General features: G+C 69.6%; 15 protein-coding genes and 3 pseudogenes. 9 read left to right on the top strand and 9 right to left on the bottom strand.

Going from position 1 to position 22,216, the window contains the following annotated elements; genetic code table 11:
• Positions 1–85: 85 nt before the first annotated feature.
• A complete protein-coding gene (locus tag AB0O34_RS03880; protein ID WP_363912286.1) occupies positions 86–4,855 on the bottom strand; it encodes an ATP-dependent helicase in 4,770 nt (1,589 codons plus the stop codon).
• Positions 4,856–5,001: 146 nt separating this feature from the next.
• Between AB0O34_RS03880 and AB0O34_RS03885 the strand changes: the two genes are divergently transcribed.
• The 7 genes and pseudogenes from AB0O34_RS03885 (at position 5,002) to AB0O34_RS03915 (ending at position 10,103) form a co-directional block, all read left to right on the top strand.
• Positions 5,002–5,490 carry a VOC family protein gene (locus AB0O34_RS03885; protein WP_363912288.1) on the top strand — a complete coding sequence of 163 codons (489 nt, stop codon included), beginning with the start codon at positions 5,002–5,004 and terminating at the stop codon, positions 5,488–5,490.
• Between the two features lie 140 nt (positions 5,491–5,630).
• On the top strand, positions 5,631–5,825 hold the full coding sequence (locus tag AB0O34_RS03890) for a DUF3046 domain-containing protein (RefSeq protein ID WP_363912290.1): 195 nt from the start codon (positions 5,631–5,633) through the stop codon (positions 5,823–5,825).
• Between the two features lie 280 nt (positions 5,826–6,105).
• Positions 6,106–6,717, top strand: a pseudogene (gene recA, locus AB0O34_RS03895) (recombinase RecA); the annotation flags it as partial.
• Positions 6,709–7,809: pseudogene (locus tag AB0O34_RS03900) on the top strand (recombinase RecA); the annotation flags it as partial. The pseudogenes recA and AB0O34_RS03900, both read left to right, overlap by 9 nt.
• Positions 7,810–8,292: pseudogene (locus AB0O34_RS03905) on the top strand (DNA recombination/repair protein RecA); the annotation flags it as partial.
• A 16-nt stretch (positions 8,293–8,308) separates the two neighbouring features.
• Positions 8,309–9,310 (top strand): recombination regulator RecX, encoded by a 1,002-nt coding sequence (gene recX / locus AB0O34_RS03910; RefSeq protein WP_363912292.1) that lies wholly within the window; start codon positions 8,309–8,311, stop codon positions 9,308–9,310.
• A 175-nt stretch (positions 9,311–9,485) separates the two neighbouring features.
• Entirely contained in the window at positions 9,486–10,103 is a 618-nt protein-coding gene (locus AB0O34_RS03915) for a Uma2 family endonuclease (RefSeq protein WP_363912294.1), read from the top strand.
• 106 nt (positions 10,104–10,209) lie between these two features.
• Here the strand turns inward: AB0O34_RS03915 and AB0O34_RS03920 are convergent, their stop codons facing one another.
• On the bottom strand, positions 10,210–11,175 hold the full coding sequence (locus tag AB0O34_RS03920) for an LLM class F420-dependent oxidoreductase (protein WP_363912296.1): 966 nt from the start codon (positions 11,173–11,175) through the stop codon (positions 10,210–10,212).
• Positions 11,176–11,641: 466 nt separating this feature from the next.
• Between AB0O34_RS03920 and rny the strand changes: the two genes are divergently transcribed.
• Positions 11,642–13,261, top strand: coding sequence for a ribonuclease Y (gene rny, locus AB0O34_RS03925; protein WP_363912298.1), 1,620 nt, complete (start codon positions 11,642–11,644; stop codon positions 13,259–13,261).
• A gap of 16 nt (positions 13,262–13,277) precedes the next feature.
• Here the strand turns inward: rny and AB0O34_RS03930 are convergent, their stop codons facing one another.
• The 6 genes from AB0O34_RS03930 to AB0O34_RS03955 form a co-directional block, all read right to left on the bottom strand.
• The gene (locus AB0O34_RS03930; protein WP_363912300.1) at positions 13,278–15,191 is read right to left on the bottom strand and encodes a prolyl oligopeptidase family serine peptidase; all 1,914 of its coding nucleotides are present in this window, start codon (positions 15,189–15,191) and stop codon (positions 13,278–13,280) included.
• 38 nt (positions 15,192–15,229) lie between these two features.
• On the bottom strand, positions 15,230–16,057 hold the full coding sequence (locus tag AB0O34_RS03935) for a transporter substrate-binding domain-containing protein (RefSeq protein ID WP_363912302.1): 828 nt from the start codon (positions 16,055–16,057) through the stop codon (positions 15,230–15,232).
• A gap of 52 nt (positions 16,058–16,109) precedes the next feature.
• Positions 16,110–16,988 (bottom strand): amino acid ABC transporter permease, encoded by an 879-nt coding sequence (locus AB0O34_RS03940; RefSeq protein ID WP_363912304.1) that lies wholly within the window; start codon positions 16,986–16,988, stop codon positions 16,110–16,112.
• Positions 16,989–17,058: 70 nt separating this feature from the next.
• Positions 17,059–17,742: an amino acid ABC transporter permease gene (locus tag AB0O34_RS03945; RefSeq protein WP_363912306.1), complete on the bottom strand. Its 684-nt coding sequence runs from the start codon at positions 17,740–17,742 to the stop codon at positions 17,059–17,061.
• Between the two features lie 62 nt (positions 17,743–17,804).
• A complete protein-coding gene (locus AB0O34_RS03950) occupies positions 17,805–18,662 on the bottom strand; it encodes a glutamate ABC transporter substrate-binding protein (protein ID WP_363912308.1) in 858 nt (285 codons plus the stop codon).
• Positions 18,663–18,798: 136 nt separating this feature from the next.
• Entirely contained in the window at positions 18,799–19,554 is a 756-nt protein-coding gene (locus AB0O34_RS03955; protein WP_363912310.1) for an amino acid ABC transporter ATP-binding protein, read from the bottom strand.
• 201 nt (positions 19,555–19,755) lie between these two features.
• Between AB0O34_RS03955 and miaB the strand changes: the two genes are divergently transcribed.
• On the top strand, positions 19,756–21,258 hold the full coding sequence (miaB, locus tag AB0O34_RS03960; protein WP_363912312.1) for a tRNA (N6-isopentenyl adenosine(37)-C2)-methylthiotransferase MiaB: 1,503 nt from the start codon (positions 19,756–19,758) through the stop codon (positions 21,256–21,258).
• 87 nt (positions 21,259–21,345) lie between these two features.
• Here miaB and AB0O34_RS03965 read toward each other — a convergent pair whose 3' ends face one another.
• Positions 21,346–22,071, bottom strand: coding sequence for a hypothetical protein (locus AB0O34_RS03965; RefSeq protein WP_363912314.1), 726 nt, complete (start codon positions 22,069–22,071; stop codon positions 21,346–21,348).
• Positions 22,072–22,216: the final 145 nt, after the last annotated feature.

Here is a 22,216-nt window from a genome sequence, read left to right on the forward strand (position 1 = left end):
GGGCCTGTTCCGAGGCCGGAGGTGGGGCGCGCGGCCGGAGCCGGGCAGGTGGTCCGGTCTGCGCGGCGGCCGAGAGGCGGATGACTCAGGCGCGCAGGCGCAGGCCGCGGGGGGTGGGATGGAAGCCGGCGGCCTCCAGGGCGGCGGCGAGGGGAGAGTTGACGATCGCCGTGCCGTCGGCCTTCTCGACGGTCAGCTTGCCCAGGGCTCCGTCGCGCACGGCCAGGGCCAGCGCGTCGACCGCCGGCTGCAGCCGGTCGTCGTCGGCGAAGGACAGCAGCGTCTTGCCACCTCGCTCCACATAGACCACCAGACGGCCGTCGACCAGCACCACCAGCGCGCCCGCCTTGCGCCCGGGCTTGTGCGTGATCTCTCCCGGATGGGCCGGCCACGGCAGGGCCGCGCCGTACGGGTTCGCGGGGTCGGTCGCCGCGAGGACCACCGCGCGCCGCTCGCTCGCGGCGCCGCCCGGCGGGCGGGAACCGCCGGCCTCGGAGAACATGGCCGACGCGATGGCACGCATGCGGTCGACGGCGCCGGGGAGCGCGAACTGGGCGCCTCCCAGGCCCTCGACGAAGTAGCCGCGACGGCACCGCCCGGTCTCCTCGAACGCCCGCAGCACCGGGTAGACGGTGGCGAAGCCGCCGGTGAGACGCTCCGCCGCCACCGCGCCCTTGGTCACGACGCCGTGCCGTTCGAGCAGCACCTCCGCCTGGGCGTGGGCGCGCTGGGTGGCGTCGGTGGAGGGCTCGGGAAGCAGCCACCAGCGGCCGCTGACCGTCGGGGGACCTGACCGGGTCGGCAGCACGGCCCTGCGCCTGCGGGCCGTCGTAGCGCGATGCGCGGGCCGCCCGGAGCCGAGCGCCGCCCGCAGGGGCGCGAGCGTGTCGCCGGACACCCTGCCCGCCCATACGAGATCCCAGAGCGCGCCGGCGAGCGCGGTGTCGTCCAGCGAGCCGACCCGGCTGCCGAGGTCGCGGAAGAACAGCGCCCCGCCGCCGCTCAGCGCCGCGAGGACCTTCTCGTGCAGCGGGGTCATCGTGATCTCCGCCGGTGGAGGCAGCAGCAACGGAGCGGTGTCGGCGAAGAACAGCGCCACCCAGCCGTCACCGCCGGGCAGCGAACCCTGACCGGCCCACACGACCTCGCCGGAGGCGGTCAGCTCGTCGAGCAGGGCGGGCTCGTACCCGGGAACCCTGCTCGGCAGCACCAGCGTCTCCAGCGCGGACGCCGGCACGGCCGCGCCCTGCAACTGCTCGATGGCGTGCACCAGGGCATCCATCCCCCTGGCCGAGCGGCCTTCGGTGATGCCGTGCCACGCCGGGGAGAACGCGCCCAGGGCCTCCGGCGGCACCGGCTCGACCTCCTTGCGGAGCCGGGCCAGCGATCTGCGCCGCAGCAGCCGGAGCACGCCGGCGTCGCACCACTCCTCACCCCAGCCGCCGGGCCGGAACTCGCCGGACACGACCCTGCCCGAGGCGGCCAGCCGTCGTAGCGCGTCGACCACGACCGCGACGCCGAGGCCGAACCGGACCGCGGCCGTGGTGGCGGGGAACGGGCCGCGCGTGCGGGCATGCCGGGCGAGGAGATCGCCGAGCGGATCGGCCACCGGCTCCAGGAAGGCGTGCGGCAGGCCCATCGGCAGAGGGACCCCGAGGGCGTCGCGCAGCCTGGCGGCGTCCTCGATCGCCGCCCACTGCTCGACCCCGGCCACCCGGATCCGGATGGCGCGCCGGGCGGACTCGAGATCGGCCAGCCACGTCGGATCGCCGTCGCGCACGGTGACGTCCTCCGCCTGCAACGGGCCGTGGGTCCGCAGCAGGTCGGCGAGGTCCTCGGCGTCGCGCAGTGGGCGGTCGAGCCTGGCCAGCTCGCGCTCGGTGTCGGCCACCACATCGGGGTCGAGCAGTTCGCGCAGGTCGGCCTCGCCGAGCAGCTCGGCCAGCAGGTGGGTGTCCAGGGCGAGCGCCTGGGCCCGCCGCTCCGCCAGCGGCGCGTCCCCTTCGTACATGAAGGCGCCGACGTAGGCGAAGAGCAGGGACGCCGCGAAGGGCGAGGCCTGATCGGTCTCGACCTCCACCACCCGCACGCGCCGGGCGGCGATGTCACGCATGAGCCGGACCAGCCCCGGAACGTCGAACACATCCTGGAGGCACTCGCGCATGGTCTCGAGCACGACGGGGAACGAGCCGTACTTGCTCGCGACCTTCAGCAGGTTGGCCGCACGCTGCCGCTGCTGCCACAGGGGAGATCGCCTGCCAGGGTTGCGCCGGGGCAGCAGGAGCGCGCGGCCCGCGCACTCGCGGAACCGTGACGCGAACAGCGCCGACCCGCCGAGCTCCTCGGTGACGATCTGCTCGATCTCGTCGGCGTCGAAGACGGCCACGTCGGTGGGCGCCCCTTCGAGCGTGTCGGGGATGCGCAGCACGATGCCGTCGTCGGAGTGCATGGTCTGCACGTCGACGTCGTACCGCTCACGCAGCCGCCGCCCGATGGCGAGCGCCCACGGCGCGTGGACGCGGGCCCCGTACGGCGTGTGGATCACGACGCGCCAGTCGCCGAGCTCGTCGTGGAAGCGCTCGACGAGCAGGGTGCGGTCGTCGGGGACGTAACCGGTGGCCGCACGCTGCTCGGAGAGGTAGGCGAGGAGGTTGCCGGTGGCGAACGCGTCGAGCCCCGCTTCGGCGAGGCGGTCGGTCTTCCCCCCGGACAGCTCGCGCAGGAACGCCCCGAGCGCCCGGCCCAGCTCGGCGGGACGGCCCGGCGCGTCGCCGTGCCAGAACGGCAGCTTGCCCGGCTGGCCGGGCGCGGGGGAGACCAGCACCCGGTCGGCCGTGATGTCCTCGATGCGCCAGGAGGTGGCGCCCAGCACGAAGACGTCTCCCACCCGGGACTCGTAGACCATCTCCTCGTCGAGCTCGCCGACCCTCCTGCCACCGCGCCCGGTGTCGCCTCCGACCAGGAAGACGCCGAACATGCCGCGGTCGGGAATGGTGCCCGCGTTGGTGACCGCGAGGCGCTGGGCTCCGGGACGGCCCGTGATGCGGCCGGTCACGCGGTCCCACACGATGCGCGGCCGAAGCTCGGCGAACTCCTCGCTGGGATAGCGCCCGGCGAGCATGTCGAGCGTGGCCTCAAGCGCGCTCCGGGGCAGCGTGGCATACGGGGCGGCCCGCCTGACCAGCGTCTCCAGCTCGTCGACGGTCCACTCGTCGAGCGCGCACATCGCCACGATCTGCTGGGCCAGCACGTCGAGGGGGTTGCGCGGATAGCGCATCTCCTCGATCTCGCCGGACTTCATGCGCTCGGACACGACGGCCGTCTGGACGAGGTCTCCGCGGTACTTCGGGAAGATCACGCCCTTGGAGACCGCGCCGACCTGGTGACCGGCCCGGCCGATGCGCTGCAACCCGCTGGCGACGCTGGGCGGCGCCTCCACACAGGCCACCAGATCGACCGAGCCCATGTCGATGCCCAGCTCCAGGCTGGAGGTGGCGACCACGGCGGGCAGGCGGCCGGACTTCAGCGCCTCCTCGATCTGCGCCCGCTCCTCCTTGGAGACCGACCCGTGGTGGGCGCGCACGATCTCGGGCACCGCGCCCTTCGTGGAACCGGCCTGGGCCATGACCATCGCGGGCGGAGGCAGCACGGGCGGCGAGCACTCGCCCGGCGAGAGCCCGTCACCGGTGACGGGGCCGTCGGCCGGGAGGGCCGTGCGCTCGGCCGCCGCGGCCATGCGCTCGAAGGCGAGCTCGTTGAGCCGCGCGCACAGGCGCTCGGCGAGGCGCCGCGAGTTGGCGAACACGATCGTGGAGCGGTGGGACTCGATCAGGTCGAGGAGATGCTCCTCCACGTGCGGCCAGATGGAACGCCGCGCCGGGGGCTCCATCGACCACGGGGTCTCGCCGTCACCGCCGCTGGACGGGGTGGGCTGCCGGGGGGCACCGTCGAGCTCGGTCATGTCCTCGACGGGGACGATCACCCGTACCTCGATGACCTTCTCCGAGGGCGGCTGCACGACCGTCGTCGGACGGGCGCCGCCCAGGAACGTCGCCACCTCGCTCACGGGGCGGACCGTGGCGGAAAGGCCGATGCGCTGCGCCGGCCGGGCCAGCAGGGCGTCGAGCCGCTCAAGGGTCAGCGCGAGGTGGACCCCTCGCTTGGTGGCGGCGACGGCGTGCACCTCGTCGACGATGACCGTCTCGACCCCGCGCAGAGCCTCTCGCGCCCTGCTCGTGAGCAGCAGATAGAGCGACTCGGGGGTGGTGATCAGGATGTCGGCCGGATTGGCGGCGAAGCGGCGGCGGTCCTCAGCGGCGGTGTCGCCGGACCGGATGGCCACGGAGATCTCCGGGACGGGCAGGCCCATGCGGCGGGCGGTCTGCTTGAGGCCGGCCAGCGGGGCCCGCAGGTTGCGCTCGATGTCGACCGCGAGCGCCTTCAGCGGCGAGACATAGACGACACGGCACTGCCGCGCCGGACGCTCCTCTCGCGACCGGCCCTTGGACGACCGCCCCCGCGCCCCCGCCTGCCCCGGCTCCGCCTTTCCCGGCCCACCTTGAGGCGTCGCAGCCTCTGCCCGCTCTGTCTGCCCTGGCTGTGCCTGCGTAGATCTGGTCTCTGGTGACTCTGGGGTGGTCGCCCGCTCGGTCATCCGCTCGGCGGCGAGGCGGTCGAGGGACCACAGGAAGGCGGCGAGGGTCTTGCCGGACCCGGTCGGCGCGACCACGAGGGTGTTGTCACCGCGCGCGATCGACCGCCATGCCCCCTCCTGCGCGGACGTCGGCGCGGCGAAGGCACCGGCGAACCATTGCCTGGTCACCGAGGTGAAATGGTCGAGCGCGGATCCGGTCACGACTTCATCATGCAACTCGCCACCGACAAAACACGTCACCGCCCATGCCTGATGTGCCCGAAAGGACAAAATTCTCGACAGTGCAGCCCCCTGGGCGAAACGCCCAAGTCTTGACATGGGGCCCGGCTGGAACGTCACTCTGAACTATGGACATCGACTACGCGGCCATCGAGGCGAACCGAGACCGGATCCGGGACCGGCACCTCCGCGCTCAGCGCCCCCAGAGCAGCGCGCGCGGCCTTCACCACTTCGCACTGATCTGCTCGGACGTTGAACGGACCATCGACTTCTACCAGGGGATCCTGGAGTTCCCGCTGACGGAGATCTTCGAGAACCGCGACTACAAGGGATCCAGCCACTTCTTCTTCGACATCGGCAACGGCAACCTGCTGGCGTTCTTCGACCTTCCGGGGCTGGACCTCGGGCCGTACCAGGAGGTGCTCGGCGGGCTGCACCACATCGCGATCTCCGTCGAGAGGGGGAAGTGGGAGATGCTCCGGGGCAAGCTGGACGACGCGGGCGTGGCCTATCAGCTGGAGAGCGACGCCTCGATCTACTTCCGCGACCCCGACGGCGCCCGCCTGGAACTCCTCGCCGACCCTCTCGGAGAGATGTACGGCACCCGCGTCCTTTGACGCGCTCCCCCGCCCGAAGGCCGGAGCACCGCGGACCAATCACGTGGCCACGCACGCGAACCGCCATCGGGGGAGGTGCTTCGGGCGGCGGGAACGGGGCTGCGGTCTGTCCACCTGGCCCGCAGCGCCATACTGGGGGGATGCGCCTGACGGACTTCTGGAACCGGATGAACCGCCACTTCGGTGAGCGGTACGCCGAGTCCTGGGCGCGTGACTACGTGATCGCCGAGCTGGGCGGCCGCACCGTTTCACAGGCTCTGGCCGACGGGGTGTCGGCCAAAGAGGTCTGGCGCGCCGTGTGCGGCGTAACCGACGTGGACTCCCGCCTACGCTGACCCCTCCTCGCTCCTACGCCCGCCCGGCCTGCTCGCGGGCTCAGAGCCCGGACTCATGGCGCCGCCCTCCATACGTTCGGAACGATCTTCTCGGTATCGTCGCTGCTCCGCCCATTCGAAAGCGTTCGGGTCTTCGATGGCGTCGAGCTGTGATCGAACAACCGTTCGGCTATATTGAACTTGCCGACGGCCCTGGGCCCACTCCGGGAAAATGTCGGTGGCAGCCCGTAGCTTGCAAGCGACGGAAACGACTTCGACACACCCTCCAGGGGAGCACTCCATGGCAGCCAACGACCGCGAGAAGGCCCTTGAGACTGCTCTCGCTCAGATCGAGCGGCAGTTCGGCAAGGGCTCTGTCATGCGCCTCGGCGATGACGCGCGAGCCCCCATCGAAATCATTCCTACCGGGGCCATCGCGCTCGACGTCGCGCTCGGCATCGGCGGGTTCCCCCGTGGGCGCATCGTCGAGATCTACGGCCCCGAGTCCAGCGGTAAGACGACCGTGGCGCTCCACGCCGTCGCCAACGCCCAGCGCGGCGGCGGCATCGCCGCGTTCATCGACGCGGAGCACGCCCTCGACCCCGAGTACGCCGCGAAGCTCGGTGTCGACACCGACGCGCTCCTGGTCTCCCAGCCCGACACCGGTGAGCAGGCGCTCGAGATCGCCGACATGCTGATCCGCTCCGGCGCGATCGACCTCGTGGTCATCGACTCGGTCGCGGCCCTCGTGCCGAAGGCCGAGATCGAGGGCGAGATGGGCGACAGCCACGTGGGCCTCCAGGCCCGCCTGATGTCCCAGGCCCTCCGCAAGGTGGCCGGCGCCCTCAGCAACACCGGCACGACCGCGATCTTCATCAACCAGCTCCGCGAGAAGATCGGCGTCATGTTCGGCTGCTTTTCGTACAATACGCGCGTAACTCTTGCAAATGGGACAAAAGAGAAGATCGGTAAGATCGTCAATCAGCGCCTGGACGTCGAGGTCCTTTCCTACGACCCAGAGTCCGACCGCGTGGTCCCGCGCAGGATCACCAACTGGTTCGACAACGGAAACGCCGAGCGGTTCCTGCAGTTCACCGTCGCCAAGTCCGGGGGCAACGGCCGTGCGCAGTTCGCTGCCACAGAGAACCATCTCGTCCGCACACCGGGCGGCTGGCGCGAGGCGGGTGAGCTCATCCCTGGAGACAGGGTCATGCTCGCTGAAACGCATCGTCTCAATGGCCAGCAGTGGCAGATGATTCTCGGTTCCCTGCTCGGCGACGGGAGCCTCTCCCCCAATCGGCGTGGGCGGACCGGCGTCCGGTTCCGCATGGGTCAGGGAGTCCAGCAGAAGGCATACCTCGACTGGAAGTGCTCCCTGCTCGGCAACATCACCCATAGCAGGACGACCAACGCCAAGGGAGCGGTCTTCGCGGACTTCACCCCTCTTCCGGAGCTCGACGAGCTGCGCCAGGTGGTCTACTTCGGTGACGGAAAGAAGCACATCACCGATGAGTACCTCAAGGCGATGACGCCGCTCTCCCTGGCGGTTTGGTACATGGACGACGGCGGCTTCACGTTGCGCTCCAAGGGAGCCCAGGAGCGCACCGAGGGAGGCACGGGCCGCATCGAGATCTGTGTGGAAGCGATGAGCCCCGGATCGCGGGAACGGCTGCGTGACTACCTCTCTGACACTCACGGCCTGGATGTAAAGCTTCGGTCCCGGGGTGCGCAGGGAGTGTCGGTCCTTCAGTTCACTACGGATGCGACGACGAAGTTCCAGAAGCTTGTCGCGCCCTACGTTCACCCCTCCATGGCGTACAAGCTCCTTCCAAGGTTCCAGGGTCAGTTCGCCGTGGAGCCGGAGTTCTCGGACGCGGAAGTTCGACTGGTGCCCTCGCAGGTCCTTGACGTGCACGTCAAGCCCAAGACGCGGTCGATGAGAAAGTTCGACATCGAGATCGAAGGCACGCACAACTACTTCGTCGACGACATCATGGTGCACAACAGCCCTGAGACGACGACGGGTGGCAAGGCGCTCAAGTTCTACGCGTCGGTGCGTCTCGACGTGCGCCGCATCGAGACGCTCAAGGACGGCACCGAGGCGGTCGGCAACCGCACCCGCGTCAAGGTCGTGAAGAACAAGATGGCCCCGCCCTTCCGGGTGGCCGACTTCGACATCCTCTACGGCTTCGGCATCTCCCGCGAGGGCGGCCTGATCGACATGGGCGTCGAGCACGGCTTCGTCCGCAAGGCCGGCGCCTGGTACACCTACGAGGGCGACCAGCTCGGGCAGGGCAAGGAGAACGCCCGTAACTTCCTGAAGAACAACCCCGACATCGCCAACGAGATCGAGAAGAAGATCAAGGAGAAGCTCGGCGTCGGGCCTCGCCTCGACAGCCCCGTCGAGGCTCTGGCCACCGTTCCCGCCGCGCCCGCGCCTGCTCCCTCCGGTCGTGGCAGCAAGGCGCCCAAGCCGGGTGACGTCTGATCTGAGCTGATCTCACATGCCTGCGAGCGACGACACCCCTGGCCGCCTGCGGCCAGGGGACTGGGGCGCCTGGATCGAGGAGGGTCCCGAAGAGGGGCGAAGCGGCACCCCCGGCTCCGGCGGCGGCCGGTCCGGCCGTAAACGCCCCCGCACCTCCGGCCATCCACCAGAGGGTGAACCCGCCTCTGGGCATTCGTCCGAACCGCCGGACGACTTCGAGACTGGCCGCCGTGCACGGGCTTGGGACGAGTTCGCTTCCCGGTCAGGCTCCCAGGGGCACGACGCGGCGCTGTCTCAGGACGGAGCCGAAGAGGGTTCCCGGCAGCGCTCCCGGGGCAAGCGGCGATCTGGCGGCTCCCATGGCGGCGGACGCCCCCGTGGATCAACCGGGTCAGGTGGATCAGCTTGGTCCGGCGGATCGGATGGCTCGGGCGGTTCCACTCGGTCAGGTGGGTCACGCCGGTCGGGGGGGTTCTATGGGCCGGTCGAGGGGTCGTCGGCCGCCGAGGGCCCTCCGGCGAATCCTGAGGCGGTGGCACGGGCCGTCTGCCTGCGACTGCTCACCATGGCTCCGCGTACGAGGGCCCAGCTCGCCGAGGCGCTCCGCAAGAGGAACATCCCCGACGACGCGGCGGAGTCCGTGCTCGCCCGCTTCTCCGACGTAGGGCTCATCGACGACGAGGCGTTCGCCGAGGCATGGGTGAGCTCTCGTCACGCCGGGCGTGGCCTGGCCCGGCGGGCACTCGCGTCCGAGCTTCGCAAGCGGGGCGTCGACGAGGACACCGTGCGCGACGCGGTCGACCGGCTCGACCCCGACCAGGAGCTGGAGACCGCCCGGCGGCTCGTCGAGCGCAAGCTCCCGGGCACCCGTGGCCTCGAGCCCGCCGCCCGGGTACGCCGGCTGGCGGGCATGCTGGCTCGTAAGGGCTACTCCGGCAGCCTCGCCTACCGCGTCGTACGGGAGGCCCTGGAAAACGAGGGCCAGCCCACCGACGACATCCCCGACGGCTTCGAGTAACCCAACCCCACCAAGCCACGAGGGGCGTCTCCCGTTCGCCGCGCAGGGGGGGCGCCCACGGTGTGGGTGGGCAGCACACGGATCACCCGTCAATCGGGTGCCGGGCGGGCACAAATTCTCAAGACGACTCCCGCATGAGATCACTCATCGTGCTGTTGTCACCGTGCGTGGCAAGATGGCGCTGTCGGGTGATTTCGAGGGAGGAGGAAGCCATATGAGCACGGCGCTTCCTGATTGGTTCTACCCAGGACCTCCCGGCGGCTGGACCGCGGACATGCTCGATCATCTTCCCCCCGACGCGCCCAGGCACGTCGAGCTGATCGATGGGTCACTCATCATGATGTCGCCGCAGAGCGCCTTCCATATGCTCATGCTCCGGCTCTTCGAGCGTGAGCTCACACCTCCTGATGATCTTTTCGTGGTCCGGGAGATGAGCGTGACACTGGGAGTACGGCAACGCCCCGAGCCGGACATCCTGGTCGTGAAGCGCGCCGCGATGGCGAATCTGAGGACGACCTCGTTCGCGCCTGAGGACGTGCACCTGGTGATCGAGGTGGTGTCGCCTGAGTCGGTGGAGAGAGACCGGACCACCAAACCGATCAAGTACTCCAATGCCGGTATCCGGTATCTCTGGCGTGTCGAGCAGGAGGGCGAGGCGCCGGTCGTCTACACCTTCGAGCTGGAGCCGAGTGTGAAGGCGTATGTGCCGACCGGCATCCATCGCGAGCGGCTCAAGACCGTGGTCGGGTTCGATGTTGACATCGATCTCGACCTTGGCAGGTTCATCCGCTGATCACTCTGTCCGTCTGCGATAGGCGCGGTGCCGTCCGTCGCAGGACGTCGGACGGCCAGAGGCGGCGAAGGATCGCGGGTCGCGGTGGATCAGAGGTGGTGAAGGATCAGAGGTTGCGGAGGGCGGGGAGGAGTTCCTTTTCGGCCCAGCCGAGGAACTCGCGCTGGTGGTCCGCGCCCGCCTGAACCAGGGCCACGTGCGTGAACCCCGCGTCGGTGAACTCTTTGACCGCCCGCACCACCGCGTCGACGTCGGAGCCGCAGGGCACGTGCTCGGCCACGTCCTCAGGCCGTACGAACTGCGCGTAGGCCGCGAAGTTCACCGGGCCCGGCAGCTCGGCGAGCACCTTCCACCCGGCCGGGAACCACTTCCACAGGCGATGGGCCCGTTCTCTGGCGGCCTTGGCGTCGGTGTCGTAGGACACCACGAGCTGGCCGTAGATCGGCTTGCCCGCGCCGCCCGACGCGCGGAAACGCTCCACGAGCTCCGCGTCGGGCTCGGTGGCGATCAGGGCGTCGCCGTACTCGGCCGCGAGGTCCACCGACTGCCGTCCGGAGGCGGCGATGCCGACCGGCACCGGCTCGTCCGGCAGGTCGTAGAGCTTGGCCGAGTCGACGGTGAAGTGATCGCCGCGATAGCTGATGTACTCGCCGCCGAACAGGGCCTGGATGATCTCGATGGCCTCGCCGAACATCTCGTGGCGGATGTTCACCGGGGGCCAGCCGTTCCCGACCACGTGCTCGTTGAGGTTCTCTCCCGCACCGAGCCCGAGCGTGAAGCGCCCGTCCGACAGCGCGCCCATGGTCGCCGCCTTCTGCGCCACCACCGCGGGGTGGTAGCGCATGATCGGGCAGGTGACGTAGGTCATCAGCGGGATGCGCTCGGTAGCCTGGGCGACGGCGCCGAGCACCGACCAGGCGTACGGCGAGTGCCCCATCTCCTCCAGCCAGGGAAAGTAGTGGTCGGAGATGGTCTCGTAGTCGAACCCCGCGCGTTCGGCGCTCACGGCGTCGTCGACGAGCTGCCTGGGCGGGGTCTGCTCGCACATAAGCGTGTAACCGATCTGTGCCATGGCGGCGACATACCCGCCTGTCCGGGGATCGTGCCGCCTGCCCGGAAAATCTTCTGAATCCGGCCGGGGACCAGACGACCGGACCATAGCGACCCCACCGTCCCACTTGTGATCATATTTCGCGCTTTGGGCTATATATCGGGATCAATCGGGCACGAGGTCGTTCGTGGCAAGCGCGAGCTAGCTGGGGAGAGAGGGCAAAAGTAGCTTGACGGGCGGACTTTGCTTGCTCGTTACCTCTCTGACGCTTAATCTCGACCACAGTGAGGAGTTACTCCGCGCAGTGCGGATTGCCATAACGGTGAACGACGGACGATCAAGACTGATCTCTCGCAGCGGACAGATGCCCCGGCACCTGGACGTTGGACATATTTGTCTGACCACAATCGCCCGGTCGGACCGGTCCGTGCTGTGCGTGTGACACCTCGCGTGCTGAGGCTCGCGACGCGAGGAGGGGTGGGCGCGCATGGATTCGACAGTTGTGATCATGCTGGCGATAGCCGTTGTCCTGCTGGCACTTGTCGCGATTGTCGCGCTCGCTGTGCTGATACGCCGCACTGGCGGGGACCGGGCCGCCAAGCGTGGGCCGACGCCGGAGGAGGTCGCCGACGTCAACGCCGAGCTGGAGACGGCCCGCCGTGAGGGCGTGGAGATCCGCGTCAAGGCCGAGTCGGACGCCGGCGAGGTGCTCCGGAAGGCGGAGCTCGCCGCCGAGGCCGCCTCGCGGACGCGCAGGGAGGTCGAAGAGGAGACCCGCTCGCTCAAGAACGAGCTGAAGGAGCTCAGGGCCGACCTCGAACGCAGGGAGAACCGCCTGGCCGAGCGGGAGCAGCGGCTCGACGACGACGCCCGGGGGCAGGCCGAGCGGGGCAGGAAGCTCGCCGAGACCGAGAGAGAGCTCGCCGACCGGCGCGCGGAGCTAGACCAGGTCGAGGAGAAGCGCCGCGAGGTGCTGGAGCGGGTCGCCGGGCTGACGGCCGAGCAGGCGAAGTCCGAGCTCGTGATGACCATCGAGAACCAGGCGAAGCGCGAGGCGGCGCTGATCATCCGGGAGATCGAGAGCGAGGCCCGCAAGGAGGGCGAGAAGCGCGCCTGCAAGATCGTCACGCTGGCCGTGCAGCGGGTGGCCACCGAGCAGACGGCCGAGTCGGTGGTCAGCGTCCTGCACCTGCCCGGCGACGAGATGAAGGGCCGCATCATCGGCCGCGAGGGCCGCAACATCCGGGCCTTCGAGTCGACCACGGGCGTCAACCTGATCATCGACGACACTCCGGAAGCCGTCCTGCTGTCGTGCTTCGACCCGGTGCGCCGGGAGACCGCCAGGCTGACCCTGGAGAAGCTCGTCCTCGACGGGCGCATCCACCCGCAGCGCATCGAGGAGGCCTACGAGCGCAGCAAGGACGAGGTCAAGGACCTGTGCGTGCGGGCCGGCGAGGACGCCCTGGTCGAACTGGGCATCACCGACATGCACCCCGAGCTGGTCACCCTGCTCGGCCAGCTCCGCTACCGCACCTCCTACGGGCAGAACGTGCTCAAGCACCTCATCGAGTCGGCGCACATCGCGGGCATCATGGCATCCGAGCTGCGCCTGGACTCCATGCTGCTCAAGCGCTGCACGGTCCTGCACGACATCGGCAAGGCGCTCACCCACGAGGTCGAGGGCAGCCACGCCCTGATCGGCGCCGAGATCGCCCGGCGGTACGGCGAGCACGAGGACGTCGTGCACGCCATCGAGGCCCACCACAACGAGGTCGAGGTCCGCACCGTCGAGGCGGTGCTGACGCAGGCCGCCGACGCGATCAGCGGCAGCCGTCCGGGGGCGCGCAGGGAATCGCTGGAGGCGTACGTCAAGCGGCTGGAGCGGCTGGAGGAGATCGCGCAGTCGTACGACGGCGTGGAGAAGGTCTTCGCCATGCAGGCGGGCCGGGAGATCAGGGTCATGGTCAAGCCGGAGGCGATCGACGACATCCAGGCCCAGGTGATCGCCCGTGACGTGGCCAAGCAGGTCGAGGAGGAGCTGACCTACCCGGGCCAGATCCGCATCACCGTCGTACGTGAGTCCCGCGCCACCGAGTTCGCCCGCTGAGCCTCCGGCTCTCCGATCACAGGCGGAAGAGTTGCTGGTAGAAGGCCAGCTCGGCGGCGAGGGCGGCGCTCTTGGTCTCGGCCCTGCGGAAGCCGTGTGCCTCCCCCTCGAAGGCGAGGTAGGTGCAGGGCACGCCGCGCTCGGTGAGGGCCGCCACGAACGCCTCCGACTGCGACGGCGGCACGACCGGGTCGTCCTGCCCCTGCATCAGCAGCATCGGGCAGTCGACCTGGCCGGCCTTCGCCAGCGGCTCCCGCGAGGCGTATAAGAGCGGGTCTTCCGGGCCCACCAGCCACTCGACGTACCGCGACTCGAAGTCGTGCGTCGCGGCGGCGAGGGGCGCGAGCGCGCTTATGCCTGCGATCGAGACGCCGCCGCAGAACAGCCCGGAGGCGCAGCAGGAGGCCATGGTGGTCCAGCCGCCGGCGCTGGAGCCCCGGATGGCGATGCGCGCCGGGTCGGCGTGACCGTCGGAGAGCAGCCACTCGGCGGCGGCGATCGTGTCCTCCACGTCGATGACGCCCCAGTGACCCTTCAGACGGTCACGGTAGGCGCGGCCGTACCCGGTGGAGCCGCCGTAGTTCACGTCGATGATGCCGATGCCGCGGCTGGTGAGGAACGCCTTCTGCAGGTCGAGCGCGGTGATGGTGTGCGCCGTGGGGCCGCCGTGCACGAAGACGACGTACGGCGGGGCGGCTTCGCCGGCCGGCACGGCCGGATTGGCGGGCGGGTAGACGTACGCGTGCACGCGCCGCCCGAACCGGCTGTGGATCTCCACTGACCGGGGGACCGGAAGGTAGGCGACATCGGGCAGCGCGCCGATGTCGCGTCGCAGCCCTTCGGCCAGCCCGGTGAGGGTGTCCAGCCGGACCACCGACCGGGGGATCGCGGGCCCGTAGGCGATGCCGCACACGGTGGTGCCGTCGGCGCTGAGACAGGGCAGCCAGCCGTCGTAGGGCAGGTCAGGGTCGGTGAGGACCCCGGTTTCCGGATCGAGGATCGCGAGCCGCATGTCTCCCCGGCCGTGCAGGACCGCGAGCCTGCCGTCGCCGAGGACGGCGTACGGCGCGCCGCCGAGCTCGGTGAGCGCCCAGGCGAACTCCTCCTCGGCGGGGCACAGCGCCCGCGACGAGGCGCCGTCGATCTCGGCCTGGTGGATGTTCCACCAGCCGGACTCGTCGGAGATCAGATAGAGGGCGCGGTCGTCCCTCCACTGGGGAGCGAGAACCGACTCCGATGGGCCGCCTTTGACGCGCCACGAGCCGCCGTCGGCGAGCCTGGTGACGTGGAGCTCGGTGCCGACCCACGGCATCCGCGGATGGTCCCAGCAGATGTAGGCCAGATGCTCACCGTCGGGGGAGAGGGTGGGGGAGGCGTAGAAGTCGCTCCCTGCCACCCGCCGCGTGGGCTCCCCGCCGCCGCGCAGCGGGATCGACACGATCGACCGGACCACCTTGCCGCCGGTGTGGCGTTCCTGGACGCACCACACCTCGTCCCGGTGGATCGTCAGGTCGGCGTAGCGCAGGCCGGAGGCGAGCTCTGGCTCGGGCGTGAGGGCCCGCGGCACGGGAGGGGAGCCGTCGGTGACGTCGCCGGTGGGCATGATGTAGAGCCGCTGGTCGGAATGGTTGGCGAACACCACCCCCACCCCCGGCGCGACGGCGTACGACCGGCCGCCGTACTCATGGACGCGGGTGCGGGCGTCCCACGGGGCGGGAAGCAGCTCGCGGCGCGTGCCGTCGGCGGCACGGTGAACGATGGTGCGCCGTCCGCCTTCTGCGGGGCGATCCTCCTCCCACCAGACCTCCTCGCCCAGGACGGCCGGGTACCCGGGCCGCAGCCCGGCACGGACGACATCTGAGGTGGAGATCGGCGAGGGCCAGGCACCAAACGGCAAGGCCGGGTGCCCGGACGTGCGCTCGGGGGGCATAGCCGAATCCTGCCGGAAAACACCCCGGCGTGTGACCGCTACGGCGCTGATCGTGTTCTCGAGTACTTCTCCAAAGCGGGCGGAGTCGTATATTTCGCGGCCAGCAGGCCGAGGTGCTCGATCACCGCACGCCGCCACGTGCCGTCGTCGAACATGCTCCGCAGGGCGTCGTCGACCTGCGTGTGCAGATCTCCGCTGTCCTCGCGCAGGGCTATGCCGTACTTGTCCCGCGAGAAGGTGTGGCCGACGAGCCGGAAGGCCCCCGGCGAGGCGTCGGCGAGACCGGCGAGCACCACCGCGTCGTCGGTGACCGCCTGCACCCGGTGGGCGGCGAGCATCCGTACGCAGTCCTCCACGGTCGAGGTGATGAGGAACGCCCGCTGCCACGCCACGCCGAACCGCGCCACCAGAGGGACGGGGGAGCCGGTACAGACCCTCTTCTGCGTCAGGTCCTTGAGCCGCCGGATGGACAGGTCGTTCGCGGCGGTCAGGATGTCCTGCCCCGAGACCAGGTACGGCCCGGAAAGCGGCCCCCCGGCGGCCCGGTTCTTCGCCGGCGGCACGCCCATGGTCAGGTCGACCCGCGCGCCGGCGGGATCGGGCCCGAGCTCGACGTAGCTGACCTGGTCGTCGCGGTAGCCGAGCCGCCTGGCGACGTATCCGGCGACGTCGATCTCGAACCCGGCGTAGCCGCCGGCCGGCAGGCGGACGGCGAGTCCCGGCCGTTCGGGGCGCACCCCGACGACCAGGGTGCCGTGGCCACCCCCGCAGCCGGTGAGGACCGTCGCGAGGGTGAGCAGCGCCATCGCGAGCGGGCGCCCGCGAATGGGCGCGGGCGGGGGTGCGGCGGGCGGCGTCCTGCTCATCGCAGTATTAGAGCCGCCTCGCCGGGCCCCCGCCCGCGATCAGGTCAAACCTTTACTCGACGCCACCGGGGCCGACGCCCACGGCGGCCGGTGTCAGGACCACGGTCGCCGTCGTGCGGCGGCTGCCCCTGCTCCGCCGTTCGAGCCGGGTGGCGATGTAGCTGAGCACCAGGTTGATCGCGATGTAGACCACCGAGATGACGATCGCGCTCGGGATGAGGTTGCCGAAGTTGGACGGGATCTGCTTGAGCCCGTAGTTCAGCAGCTCCTCGTAGGCGATGACCCATCCGAGCGCCGTGTCCTTGAGGAGGACGACCATCTGGCTCACGATCGCGGGCATCATGGCCGTGGTGGCCTGCGGCAGCAGGATGAGCCGCATGACCCCGCCCTTGCGCAGCCCGAGCGAGTAGCCCGCTTCCGACTGCCCTCGCGGCACCGACAGGATGCCCGCGCGGAACACCTCGGCGAGCACCGAGCCGTTGTAGAGCGTCAGGCCGACGACCACGGCGGCGAAGGCCGGAACGCTGACGGTGTAGCCGCTGATCGTCGCCGGACCGGCCTGCGCGAAGAAGATAAGCAGAAGCAGTGGGATCGCGCGGAAGAACTCCACCACCGCGCCAGACGGCACGCGGATCCAGGAATGCTCCGAGAGCCTGCCCAGCCCGAACACGACGCCGAAGACCAGCGCGAGCACGGCCGAGACGACCGCGGCCTCCAGCGTGGCGATCAAGCCGGGAATGATCTGGCCGGTCCAGACGTCCCCTCGCAGGAACGGCTCCCACAGCTTGCCGGCGAACTGCCCCTTGTCCGCCAGTGCCTTGATCAGCAGATAGGCGATGCCGAGGAGCACGACGGCGGAGATCAGGGTCAGGATGTTGTTGCGCAGACGTGCGCGGGGACCCGGCACGTCGAAAAGGACGTTGGCGCTCACGCGTCCTCCTCCTCTCGTACGGGCTCCCGGGCGGGCGTCTCCCGTACGGGTGTCTCTGGCGCGAGGCCGGTCATCGGCTCACCGCCATCCGCTTGGCGAGCCAGCCGAAGAAGAAGCCGGTGGGCAGGGTGAGGACCATGTAGCCGACCGCGAACCCAAGGAAGATCGGGAGCGTGCCGCCGTAGTCGTCGAACATCTGCTTCATCACCGCCGACGCCTCGATGTAGCCGGCGACGATCACGATGGTCGTGTTCTTGGTGAGCGCGATCAGGATGCTGCCCAGCGGGGCGATGACCGAGCGGAACGCCTGGGGGAGCACCACCAGCCGCAGGGACTGCAGGAAGGTGAGCCCGATGGCGCGGGCCGCCTCGGCCTGGCCGGCCGGCACGGTGTTCATGCCGGCCCGCAGCGCCTCGCACACGAAGGACGCCGTATACGCCGACAGCCCGAGCACCGCCCACCAGTAGTAGTTCGTGGGCGAGTCGCTGGAGAGGGTCAGCTGCAGGGTGTCGCTCAACCCGAGCGCGCACAGCAGCAGGACGAGGGTGAGCGGGGTGTTGCGCAGGGTGTTGACGTAAACGGTGCCGGCGGCACGCAGCACGGGGGTGGGGGACACCCGCATGGCGACCAGGACCGTGCCGAGGATCAGCGCAAGCAGCCCGCTCATGAGGGTCAGGCGGATCGTCGACCAGAAGCCTGTGAGGATCGTACCGAATTCATGTACGAGGGGACTGATGTCGAAGAGCGATTCCATCGGGCTCCACCGGAGACGGGGAGCGCCGGTGAGGTGACCTCACCGGCGCTGGGGGAAGGGGATCAGCTGCAACCCTCGGCGGGCGGCGCGCCCGTCGCCGTGAACTTCAGACCGGTGCCGCTGAAGTGAGTGTCGAAGATCTTCTGCATCGTCCCGTCCTGGTACATCTTGACGATGGCCTTGTTGACGGCCTCGCAGGTCTCCTTGTCGCCCTTCTTCAGGCCGACGCCGTACCTCTCGTCGGTGAAGGGGGCGCCGGTGACCTTCAGCGCTCCGCCCTCACGCTTGGCGAACCCGGCGAGGATGGTGTCGTCGGTGGTCACCGCGTCGATGGCGTTGCCCTTGAGCTTGGTGACGCACTCCTCGTAGGCGCCGGCCGGCACGAGCTGGACGTCGACCTTCTTGTTCTCCTTGTTGGTGCCCTCGGCGATGTTCTTCCAGGAGTTGGAGCCGGTCACCTGGCAGATGCGCTTGCCCTTGAGGCTGTCAAGGGAGGTGATGGAGGTGTCGTCGGCCCGCACGAGCGTGTCCTGGTGGGCGATGTAGAGGGGCCCGCCGAAGGTCACCTTGGGCTTGCGCGCGTCGGTGATCGAGTAGGTCGCGACGATCATGTCGACCTGACCCTGCTGGAGGAAGGTCTCGCGGTTGGCCGAGCGCGCTTCCTTCCAGGTGATGCCGCTCTCGGGGACGCCGAGCTCCTTGGCGATGTACTTCGCCACGTCGACGTCGAAGCCCTCGACCGTGCCGTCGGGCTTCTTGAGGCCCAGACCGGGCTGGTCGTACTTGACACCGATCGTGAGCTTCTTGTCGTCCTTGGCCTTCTGGAGCGCCGTCGTGGGTCCGCTGCTGCCGCAGGCGGAGAGGCTGCCGGCCAGTGCCGCGGCAGATAGGAGGATGGCCCCGATCTGTCGTGAACGCATACGCGTGTACCTCAGCTTTCTTCGTGACGAGCGGTTGTCGGCATGGAGTGCTCAGGGCGGCGAAAACGCCGTTCTACCCTGTACGTCCGGATCGCGAAGTACAGGCGACGCACGGGTGCGTACCCGGGCATGCTGATCAGTGCGTGAGGATCTTGGACAGGAAGTCCTTCGCCCTGTCGGTGCGGGCGTTGGTGAAGAACTCGTCGGGGGTGTTCTCCTCGACGATCTGGCCCTCGGACATGAACACGACACGGTTGGCCGCCCGGCGGGCGAAGCCCATCTCGTGGGTGACGACCACCATGGTCATGCCGTCTCGCGCGAGACCGATCATGACGTCGAGCACCTCCTGGACCATCTCGGGGTCCAGCGCCGAGGTCGGCTCGTCAAAGAGGATCATCTTCGGGTCCATCGCCAGGGCGCGGGCGATGGCCGTGCGTTGCTGCTGGCCTCCGGACAGCTGGGCGGGATACTTCCCCGCCTGGCTGTCGATGCCCACGCGTTCGAGCAGCTCCATGCCCCGTTTCTCGGCCTGCTCGCGAGGGATGCCCCGTACCTTCACCGGCCCCAGCGTGACGTTCTCAAGGATCGTCTTGTGGGCGAAGAGGTTGAAGGACTGGAACACCATCCCCACGTCCGACCTGAGCCTGGCCAGTGCCTTCCCCTCGGCGGGAAGCGGCTTCCCGTCGAAGGTGATCGTGCCGGAGTCGATGGTCTCCAGCCGGTTGATGGCACGGCACAGCGTCGACTTACCGCCCCCGGAAGGGCCGATCACCACGACGACCTCGCCCCGGGAGACCGTCAGATTGATGTCCTTCAGTACATGAAGGGCACCGAAGTTCTTGTTGACGTTCTCGACCCTGACGAGAGGAGTCGCGTCCCCGTTCTCCGTCATGTTGCACAACGTAGGTGGTCAAGGCCACCGGTCACTAACCAGGTGGTACCGATCGCATCACGGCCTGGTCACGGAGCGGAGCCGTGTGGGCGGCTGAGTGTGGTCGTGACGCACCGTGATCACCCCTGGAACGTTGCAGGAGGCCCGTGCGGAACGCGGCGTGCGACGACCCCGCCGGAGCACCTACCCTTGTTGGTTGAGATGACTGTCACCGAGGAGCGCGCCCGCACCTACGAAGTCCGCACGTACGGGTGCCAGATGAACGTCCACGATTCCGAGCGGCTCTCGGGCCTGCTGGAAGGCGCTGGGTACGTCCGGGCGGACGACGGCGACACGGCCGACGTGGTCGTGTTCAACACCTGTGCCGTCAGGGAGAACGCCGACAACAGGTTGTACGGCAACCTCGGCCACCTGCGCCCGGCGAAGATGAGCAACCCCGGCATGCAGATCGCCGTGGGCGGCTGCCTCGCGCAGAAGGACCAGGGCGAGATCGTCCGCAAGGCCCCCTGGGTCGACGTGGTCTTCGGCACGCACAACATCGGCTCGCTCCCCGTCCTCCTTGAGCGCGCGCGCATCGCGCAGGAGGCCCAGGTCGAGATCAAGGAGTCGCTGGAGGTCTTCCCGAGCACGCTGCCGACCAAGCGCGAGTCGCCGTACGCGGCGTGGGTGTCGGTCTCGGTCGGGTGCAACAACACCTGCACGTTCTGCATCGTCCCGGCGCTGCGCGGCAAGGAGAAGGACCGCCGTCCCGGCGACGTGCTGAGCGAGGTCCGCTCGCTGGTCGACCTCGGCGTCCTTGAGGTCACGCTCCTCGGGCAGAACGTCAACACCTACGGCGTGGAGTTCGGCGACCGGTTGGCGTTCGGCAAGCTGCTGCGCGCCTGTGGCGATATCTCCGGGCTTGAGCGGGTGCGCTTCACCTCGCCGCACCCGGCGGCCTTCACCGACGACGTCATCGCCGCCATGGCCGAGACGCCGAACGTCATGCACCAGCTTCACATGCCCCTGCAGTCGGGCTCCGACCGTGTGCTGAAGGCCATGCGCCGCTCCTACCGGGCCGAGCGCTACCTCGGCATCATCGAGCGGGTGCGCGCCGCCATGCCCGACGCCGCCATCTCCACCGACATCATCGTCGGCTTCCCCGGCGAGACCGAGGAGGACTTCCAGGCCACGCTCGACGTCGTCCGGGAGTCCCGCTTCGCCAACGCCTTCACCTTCCAGTACTCCATCCGTCCGGGCACCCCGGCCGCGACCATGGACGACCAGGTGCCCAAGGAGGTCGTCCAGGAGCGTTACGAGCGCCTGGTCGACCTGCAGACCGGCATCTCCTGGGCCGAGAACAAGGCACAGGTGGGCCGCAGGCTCGAAGTCCTGGTCGCCGAGGGTGAAGGGCGCAAGGACGGGGCGACCCATCGCATGTCCGGCCGCGCCCCCGACAACCGCCTGGTCCATTTCGTTCCGGCACTGCGCGATGACCTCCCTGGTGGTGACGTGCCGAGGTCGGGCGACATGGTGACCGTCGAGGTCACCTACGCCGCTCCGCACCATCTCGTCGCCGACGGCCCCGCTCTGGCGCTGCGCCGCACCCGCGCGGGTGACGCGTGGGAGGCTCGGGAGAGCGCCGCCTGCGGCACCGGGACGAGCGCGGCCTCCGGCAAGCCGGGCGCGGTGTCGCTCGGCATGCCGGCCCTCCGGCGTTCCTGATCCACGTCCGCTCCTCCGGCCTTCCCCGGCCACGTCATGCCGGTCCTGCCTGTCCGCCTGGGTGTACGGCCGCAGGGGCTCGCCGGTTCACTTCGTACCGGTGTGCCCGCTGAGCAACCGGTCGCAGTAGTCGCGGCGGAAGTCCGTGAACGTCGCGCAGGGGTTCGGCACCTGGCGCGGCCGTTCGGCCTCGGTCCGCCGCGGCGACTCGGACGGCCGTGGCGGCTGGGGCGGCTGGGGCTGGGGCGGTGACCGGCGGGGACGGGGCTCGGGGGTCGTCGCGGGCGGCTCCGGCCGGTCCGGCGGCGTTTCCATCCCGGCCGGGGGGCCTTCCCGCCGGTCAGGGGCCGGAGGGGCGATCGGCCGGTTCCCGCCGGTCTCGCCCGGTGACCGGCCGCGCCCGTAGGCGTCACCCCACCCGGCCTCGTGGCCTCCCAGTCCGGCCTCGCGTCCTTTCCGCGCGGCCTTGGACGGCGCGCTCGCCGCGTACGAGCCGTCGGGCGCCTCCGACCGCTCGCCGGGGGAGCCGCCGCCCGGGGGAGCGGGGACGAGCCCCGTCCACAGGCGCTCGGGTGATCCGATTCGCCCGGAAATAGTGGCAAGAGTCGAATTTTTTGTGTGTTCGAATACTTGGCTTGCTCCGGGGCCGGGCACGGCCGCAGGGCGGGCGGCCGACGGGCCGGTGGGAGGCGAGATCGCGGACGCCGGATCCGTCGTGGACGGCGTCGATCCGGGTGTCGTTGGAGCGGTACCAAGGGTGATCCCCAGCCCCACGATGGCGAAGACCGCGGTCACGCCGCTGACGGTGGCCACTGTTCGAATTGAGATCGGTCCAAGTGATGACAAGTCGTGATTCTTCCGTGATTGAGGTGCGGTAATTCGTTCTATGGGGCTAGTGTGACCACCGCCCGCGGAAGCCGGAGCGCTTTCCCCCCGATAGGCCGCAGGAGTCACCTAA

Origin of the sequence: Sphaerisporangium sp. NPDC088356 (genome assembly GCF_040685555.1) — a bacterium.
Classification (GTDB): domain Bacteria; phylum Actinomycetota; class Actinomycetes; order Streptosporangiales; family Streptosporangiaceae; genus Sphaerisporangium.

What these genes read in the sequence shown, in the direction of transcription:
- AB0O34_RS03885 (WP_363912288.1), top strand. Translation starts at nt 5,002, where the DNA reads ATGGACATCGACTACGCGGCCATCGAGGCGAACCGAGACCGGATCCGG.
- AB0O34_RS03890 (WP_363912290.1), top strand. Translation starts at nt 5,631, where the DNA reads ATGCGCCTGACGGACTTCTGGAACCGGATGAACCGCCACTTCGGTGAG.
- recX (WP_363912292.1), top strand. Translation starts at nt 8,309, where the DNA reads ATGCCTGCGAGCGACGACACCCCTGGCCGCCTGCGGCCAGGGGACTGG.
- AB0O34_RS03915 (WP_363912294.1), top strand. Translation starts at nt 9,486, where the DNA reads ATGGCGCTGTCGGGTGATTTCGAGGGAGGAGGAAGCCATATGAGCACG.
- AB0O34_RS03920 (WP_363912296.1), bottom strand. Translation starts at nt 11,175, where the DNA reads ATGGCACAGATCGGTTACACGCTTATGTGCGAGCAGACCCCGCCCAGG.
- rny (WP_363912298.1), top strand. Translation starts at nt 11,642, where the DNA reads ATGGATTCGACAGTTGTGATCATGCTGGCGATAGCCGTTGTCCTGCTG.
- AB0O34_RS03930 (WP_363912300.1), bottom strand. Translation starts at nt 15,191, where the DNA reads ATGCCCCCCGAGCGCACGTCCGGGCACCCGGCCTTGCCGTTTGGTGCC.
- AB0O34_RS03935 (WP_363912302.1), bottom strand. Translation starts at nt 16,057, where the DNA reads ATGAGCAGGACGCCGCCCGCCGCACCCCCGCCCGCGCCCATTCGCGGG.
- AB0O34_RS03945 (WP_363912306.1), bottom strand. Translation starts at nt 17,742, where the DNA reads ATGGAATCGCTCTTCGACATCAGTCCCCTCGTACATGAATTCGGTACG.
- AB0O34_RS03950 (WP_363912308.1), bottom strand. Translation starts at nt 18,662, where the DNA reads ATGCGTTCACGACAGATCGGGGCCATCCTCCTATCTGCCGCGGCACTG.
- AB0O34_RS03955 (WP_363912310.1), bottom strand. Translation starts at nt 19,554, where the DNA reads ATGACGGAGAACGGGGACGCGACTCCTCTCGTCAGGGTCGAGAACGTC.
- miaB (WP_363912312.1), top strand. Translation starts at nt 19,756, where the DNA reads ATGACTGTCACCGAGGAGCGCGCCCGCACCTACGAAGTCCGCACGTAC.